General features: G+C 29.2%; 5 protein-coding genes. 2 read left to right on the plus strand and 3 right to left on the minus strand.

What is annotated here, in order from left to right; translation table 11 throughout:
• Positions 1-1524: 1524 nt before the first annotated feature.
• Positions 1525-1722, plus strand: a complete 198-nt coding sequence (locus tag DMG62_23675; GenBank protein ID PYY20350.1) for a hypothetical protein — start codon at positions 1525-1527, stop codon at positions 1720-1722.
• Positions 1723-2679: 957 nt separating this feature from the next.
• Here DMG62_23675 and DMG62_23680 read toward each other — a convergent pair.
• From DMG62_23680 to DMG62_23690, 3 genes are all read right to left on the minus strand, one after another.
• Positions 2680-3201, minus strand: coding sequence for a hypothetical protein (locus tag DMG62_23680; protein ID PYY20351.1), 522 nt, complete (start codon positions 3199-3201; stop codon positions 2680-2682).
• 672 nt (positions 3202-3873) lie between these two features.
• Positions 3874-4167, minus strand: a complete 294-nt coding sequence (locus tag DMG62_23685) for a hypothetical protein (GenBank protein PYY20352.1) — start codon at positions 4165-4167, stop codon at positions 3874-3876.
• Positions 4168-4755, minus strand: coding sequence for a hypothetical protein (locus DMG62_23690; protein ID PYY20353.1), 588 nt, complete (start codon positions 4753-4755; stop codon positions 4168-4170).
• 155 nt (positions 4756-4910) lie between these two features.
• Here DMG62_23690 and DMG62_23695 point away from each other — a divergent pair, with 155 nt between their 5' ends.
• Positions 4911-5108 carry a hypothetical protein gene (locus tag DMG62_23695; GenBank protein ID PYY20354.1) on the plus strand — a complete coding sequence of 66 codons (198 nt, stop codon included), beginning with the start codon at positions 4911-4913 and terminating at the stop codon, positions 5106-5108.
• Positions 5109-5762 lie beyond the last annotated feature (654 nt).

The following is a 5762-nucleotide window of genomic DNA, read 5'->3' on the forward strand; positions in this document are numbered from 1 at the left end:
TATATACAATATATATGTAGATAAAATCGGTTTAAATTAATTTAATTGGTTTAAAATTGACAATCTTTAAATCATAATTCCGGCCAAATTTTTCTTAATTCTGGCCAAATTCATAATGCCGGCCCAAAATCCGTTAAAATTGAAAATTTTAGGTTAAACGTAACACTGCATTTATATAACGGAACTCGTCAAACTCAAAAGTAAAAAATAAACTTAATAACCTCCTTTACAAACATATTAAAAAAAATTTTCGCTTGACTTTTGTTATTTCAGTTGGATCTCCACTGGAATTTTGTGAATTTTTTTACCAAAAATAAAGAAAAGTAAGTTATTTTTTCGTTTTTTTTCAATTCAATTCTTTTTTGCTAATAGATTTTGCTTGGATTTTAGCGCCCAAGTTTTAAGGAAAGAAATAGAACTTTTTCTTTCTATATAATTTATTTGGGACTTTGTATTTCGCTGGAGAGGTCGTGAGGGAGTCTTATTTGTTAATATTTTTTTAACTAACAGAGTTTTGTGGGTGAATCTTTTTATTCTTTCCTAATTTTGTTTTATCCTTCTTTCAGGGGCACTTCAAGACTTGCATTTCGAGACTTTTTAGGTACGAGTTTGTGGGTAATGGTCTTGTTGTTTTTGCTAATTTCATTTATTTTATTTTTGCTAATTTCATTTTTGCTTTTCTTTTTAGGGACACTTCGGAACTTTCAGGTATGAACTTTATGGCCTCATGGGTTGGAGACTTAGTTTTTTTCCAACTCCTTAACCTTAACTAATCTCGTTTTCTTTCTTTTGTCAGGGACGCGTCGGGACTTGCATTTTGAGACTTTTAGGTATGAGTTTTGTGAGTAAAGGTCTTGTTCTTTTGGCTAATTTAATTTATTTTTTACCTTTGCTAATTTTGTTTTGTTTTTCTTTTTTAGGGACGCTTCAGGACTTCTTTGTGAGTTGGAGACTTAGTTAATTTTATTTTTCTTAACTGATCTCAGTTGAATTTAAATTGAATGATCATTCACGCTATTGGTTATTTTGTTCACTTTTCTTTTTTTTAGGGACAATTCAGGATGAAAGAAAAAAATGAGATAAATAAAAAGAATGAAAAAAAATAATAATACACGAAAAAAGAATATTAAACTCACCCGGCTAAGAATTGCTATTTTAAATCAAATCAGCTAACGTGACTCACGATCTGTGATCCGCCCTGAAAATAAAAGCAAGGATGAATAAATGGAATGAAAGTAAGCAAACGAAAAAAGAAAAAAATGAGATAAATAAAAATAATGAAAAAAAATAATAATACATGAAAAAAGAATATTAAACTCACCCGACCAAGAATCATTTTAAATAGAATCAGTCAATGCGACTCACGATCTGTGATCCGCCCTGAAAATAAAGCAAGGATGAATAAACAGAACGAAAGTAAGCAGACAAAAAAAATGAAAAAAATTTCTTAAAACTCATCCAAGAACCACTGTTATAATTCGAATCTGACAAAAATAAAAAAGAAAAAAAAAGAAAAGGAATAAAATGTTAAACCCACTCATCCGTGATTTAGAGCTGAAAAGTAGCCTGAACATAAAAGAAAAAATGAAGAATGGAACGAAAGTAACAGATAAAGTAACAGACAAAAATAACAAGAAAAAAAGACGAAATAAACTCACTGATCAAACCCTCCAGTCAATAGGGGCTCACATGGGGAATCAAGAACTGCCGTTTAAAATTTAAAGCAGATGGTAGTTAAACAAAACGAAAAAAAATAAGTAAAGTGGACGAAAAAAAAATTTTAAACCCACTCATAATCTGTGAACTGACATTTTGAATAGAACAGTAGCCTAGAATAAAAGCAAGAACTAAAAATGAAAACTAAAGTAATAAAAGAAGACAAAAAAAAGGAATTAACTCACCTAAACCTTTCGAACTGACCGTAGACTAAAAACAAAGAAGAAAAAGAAGAAAATTAGTATAAATATAGACTGAAAATAATACCAAAGCTAACAATTGTAGTTTATGAATATGAGAATATGTTAATAATTAATGAGAATAAGTGAAATAAATGAGTATTAATTATCATACCACTTTTAAAAAACTCCTTGTTAATAGTAAAAATTTGATTTTTTGCGTTTTACGCAAAACTGTTCGAAAAACAAACAATATAAGCATAGAAAAATCGTTTCTTGTAAAATTACATATATTTCTGTAATCAAAACTACATTTTCTTTCTTACTTTTAAAAGGATCTTAAAAAAAAGCTTGTTTTTAAGGTGAATATCTTGTAAGTGCAAAGAAAAAAATAATTGCGAAAAAGGAAAATGATTTTATAAAACCAGTAGAGCACGTGATGATCTATTGATTACTTAATTTAGTATAGACGTAATCAGTGTTTGAAATTCAAATTTTAAATGATGTGTGGAATGCGCACATGATTTAAAATTTCTATGTGCGCAATTCTCAAGTGATGTGCGGAAGTATTTTTTTTATCAAATACAATAATTTTTTAAACTTTAAATAAATTAAAAATTTTTAAAATTAGTGTTAATAAAATTTTTATTATACTGAATATTTATGAGTATGCTAAAATGTTTTTAATTTTACTAAATAATATGTACAGTATTAAAAGTATTAAAATGTTATTATTACGAAAATGGATAAAAAATAACGTAGTATAAATTGATAGATGAATTGCTTAATTTTGATTAACCCTTCGCACTTGTTCTTTTTCCCATTGATTAAATACTTTGTCCCAATTAAAGTCTTCAATATCATCAGGCGCATTAAGTAGTATCATTAAATGCGATTCAAGTGACTCAACGTTTATTCTATTATGTAATCTTGTCTTTGTTAACTTGTGTTGAGAGAATACCCACTCAACACTTGCATTTGATAATGGGACTAACAAAGTAATATTAATCAATATGTTAATATTTGGAAATTGATTAACAAATTGAGGTCGGGTATTCCAAATATGATGCCATCCATCTATCATGTTATATTCCCTAACTGTCTTCATAACGTGCTTTACCATTCCCCATTCCTTTTGGCACTCAAAGCTATTAATTAGTGGACCAACTGTTGTACCATCTGATTTATTTTTTTCATTGCCAAAGTATTCACATAAAGTTTTAATCTCTCCTATTCCATATGAAGACAATTCACTTTTACGAGAAGGCAGTTCTTTTGGATCAAAAATTCTCATTGAATAGTACAAGTTGTTGTGTGGAAATCAGGCTTGTAAGCTGCAAACCAATGCTTTTGCAAAATGAGTAAAATCTTCAGGTAAATGATTATAGTAAAATGGATTTTTTTGTAAATAATTTTGAATATTTACTCCATATGTTGGTGGTTGATTATCAATTCCGATAAATTGTGTTGTGATAGATATGTCAAATCGGCCATATACATAGTTGATAATTTAAATTTAGAATCCAATAATTCCAATACTTTTGTTGCTCGGTCTCTATCTCTTTGATCAATAGCATTCATTTTATCAAAATTCAAAGCATCAATAATCAAATCTAAAATTTGATATAAATTTGATACCACATTAGATAATGATAACCAACGTGTATTAATAATATTTAATACTGTTAATTGTGGGTCATCGTTAGTTTCTTGAATCATTTTTAGATTCATCATTCTCTTATATGATCCGCTAAAATATGAATATAATTCTTTACATATCGATATAGCTTCGTAATCTTTAAAGTACTGGACTTCATTTGCTGCATCCCTTCCGGCCAGATGAAGCCTATGAGCAATGCAGTGAACTGAGGTAGCATATGGACTAACTTCCTTTAATTTTGCTGCTACACCATTTTTTCGCCCTATTAATAAATAATTTTAAATAAAATTCTTCTAATAATACTAAAATTCAAGACAACTACTTACCAACCATCGTAGATGCACCATCACTCCCAAAGTGAATCAATTTGTTTAAATTAAGCTCATTAATTTCAATAAATCTTAAAATTTGTTCAAAAATATTACTTGCGGTACAATCTTCAAGCTCAACTAATCCAATAAAACGTAATACAGGAACGTTACATGACATATGCTTAGAGACTATAGCCAAATGTTTTTCGTCGGCAATGGAGGTTGTCTCATCGATCATAATACTCCAAAATGGAGAATTTTTAATTTCACACTTTAACTCCTGTTTAATTACATTTACTATCTATCTTTCCAACATTTTTCCTGAGTTATTATTCGCATATGTACCATAACTTAAGCGAGTTGAGATTGTATTATCCATAATTTGTTTCGGAAGGGCAAGTACTTGAGGAGTAGTAGTAATTTGATCTTTTAATTTTACTAATTGACATAATTTTGGATATACATTAAACGAAATATAATTTTTTGACACAAAGTAAACACAACGCATTTGTTGAATAACAATAGCTTTATCTTTATCATATTGCTTCGCAAATCCAACAATAATATTATTCAGATCTTCGCTCTGTTTTTTTGCTATTAAATGATCTTTAACTTTTAAATATCTATCAATTGTCTCTTTTTTATAAACAGATGTTCCTTTGGCCATTTGATTAGTAAACTTTGCTTCTTCACACCATTTACAAAACATGTACACTGTATCTTCTACCTTTCGAAATTCTAACCATGCATGTGTTGCTAGCCATCGAGGATTTGGAGCACTAGCCGTTTTTATTTTTTTATCTGCAGGATTATCATCACTTGTTACATTTTTTCTTTTATTTGTACTTCCATTATCTTTGTTTTGTACTTGTTTTTCTTTAGTATTCATAGACAGAAAATATTGTTCCATTAGTTAATGTATAAAAGACAACGTGTCAAACGTGAGAAATATTCACAAATGCGCAAATACTTACATATATAATTAAAATTCTACTCGCAAACCTTGTATTTAAAATTCTACTTGCAAACCTTATTTGAATTCACATGTTAATCATATCTGATATGGAAAATATACCAACCGACCACAGTGATAAACAGGTAATAGAACAATTCACAAAACAGAATTTTTTAGAAATATTTAAAATTGTGCAAAGAAGTAAGAAACTGAAGAATAAATTAATTTTTATTAGATATTTAACAAAAAATATGCAGTGTTTGCAAGTGTGCGGGAATGTGCGGTAAATAAGGAAAACGTGCGCAAGTGTGCGGAAATGTGCGCAATGTGCGGGAATGTGCGGAAATGCATACAAAATTTTCGTGCGCGCACAGCGCGCACGAAATTTACAGGTCATGTGCGGAGTTTTACAAAATTTGTGCGCCCGCACACTCCGCACATCGAATTTCAAACACTGGACGTAATATATTAAAATTAACATTTAAAAATAAAATGAAGTAACTCAATTATGGTTACACAAATTTCGTTTAATATGAAAATGATCTACATGTTACATTCGCAGTGATTGTGATGACAAAAATACTGATACAAGCTTGCACCCGATGACGAAAGGTATAAGCTTGCACCGGATCCCAAATTGTTCAAGCTTGCACCCCGATGACAAAAGGAATGAAAAAAATATATTACTTTAAAACTATTGCAAGAAATAATGTAATATTTAATTGAATTTGTAAAAATCCCACTATCATCATCAGGAATTTTTTTTAGGCGTAAGGTTCGTAAAGTTACGCAAAAATGTGTAACCTTGCATAACTTTTGCGTAGGTGTTTGCATAAATTTTTAAGTTTAAAATTTTAAATTTTAAAATAAAGATATCTCAGCATCTAGTGATCCTAATGATGAATTTTAGCTTGTTAGATTTGACGTTTCAATCATTTTAC

The organism is Acidobacteriota bacterium, assembly GCA_003225175.1.
Classification (GTDB): domain Bacteria; phylum Acidobacteriota; class Terriglobia; order Terriglobales; family Acidobacteriaceae; genus Gp1-AA112.

What these genes read in the sequence shown, in the direction of transcription:
- DMG62_23675 (PYY20350.1), top strand. Translation starts at nt 1,525, where the DNA reads ATGTTAAACCCACTCATCCGTGATTTAGAGCTGAAAAGTAGCCTGAAC.
- DMG62_23690 (PYY20353.1), bottom strand. Translation starts at nt 4,755, where the DNA reads ATGAATACTAAAGAAAAACAAGTACAAAACAAAGATAATGGAAGTACA.
- DMG62_23695 (PYY20354.1), top strand. Translation starts at nt 4,911, where the DNA reads ATGTTAATCATATCTGATATGGAAAATATACCAACCGACCACAGTGAT.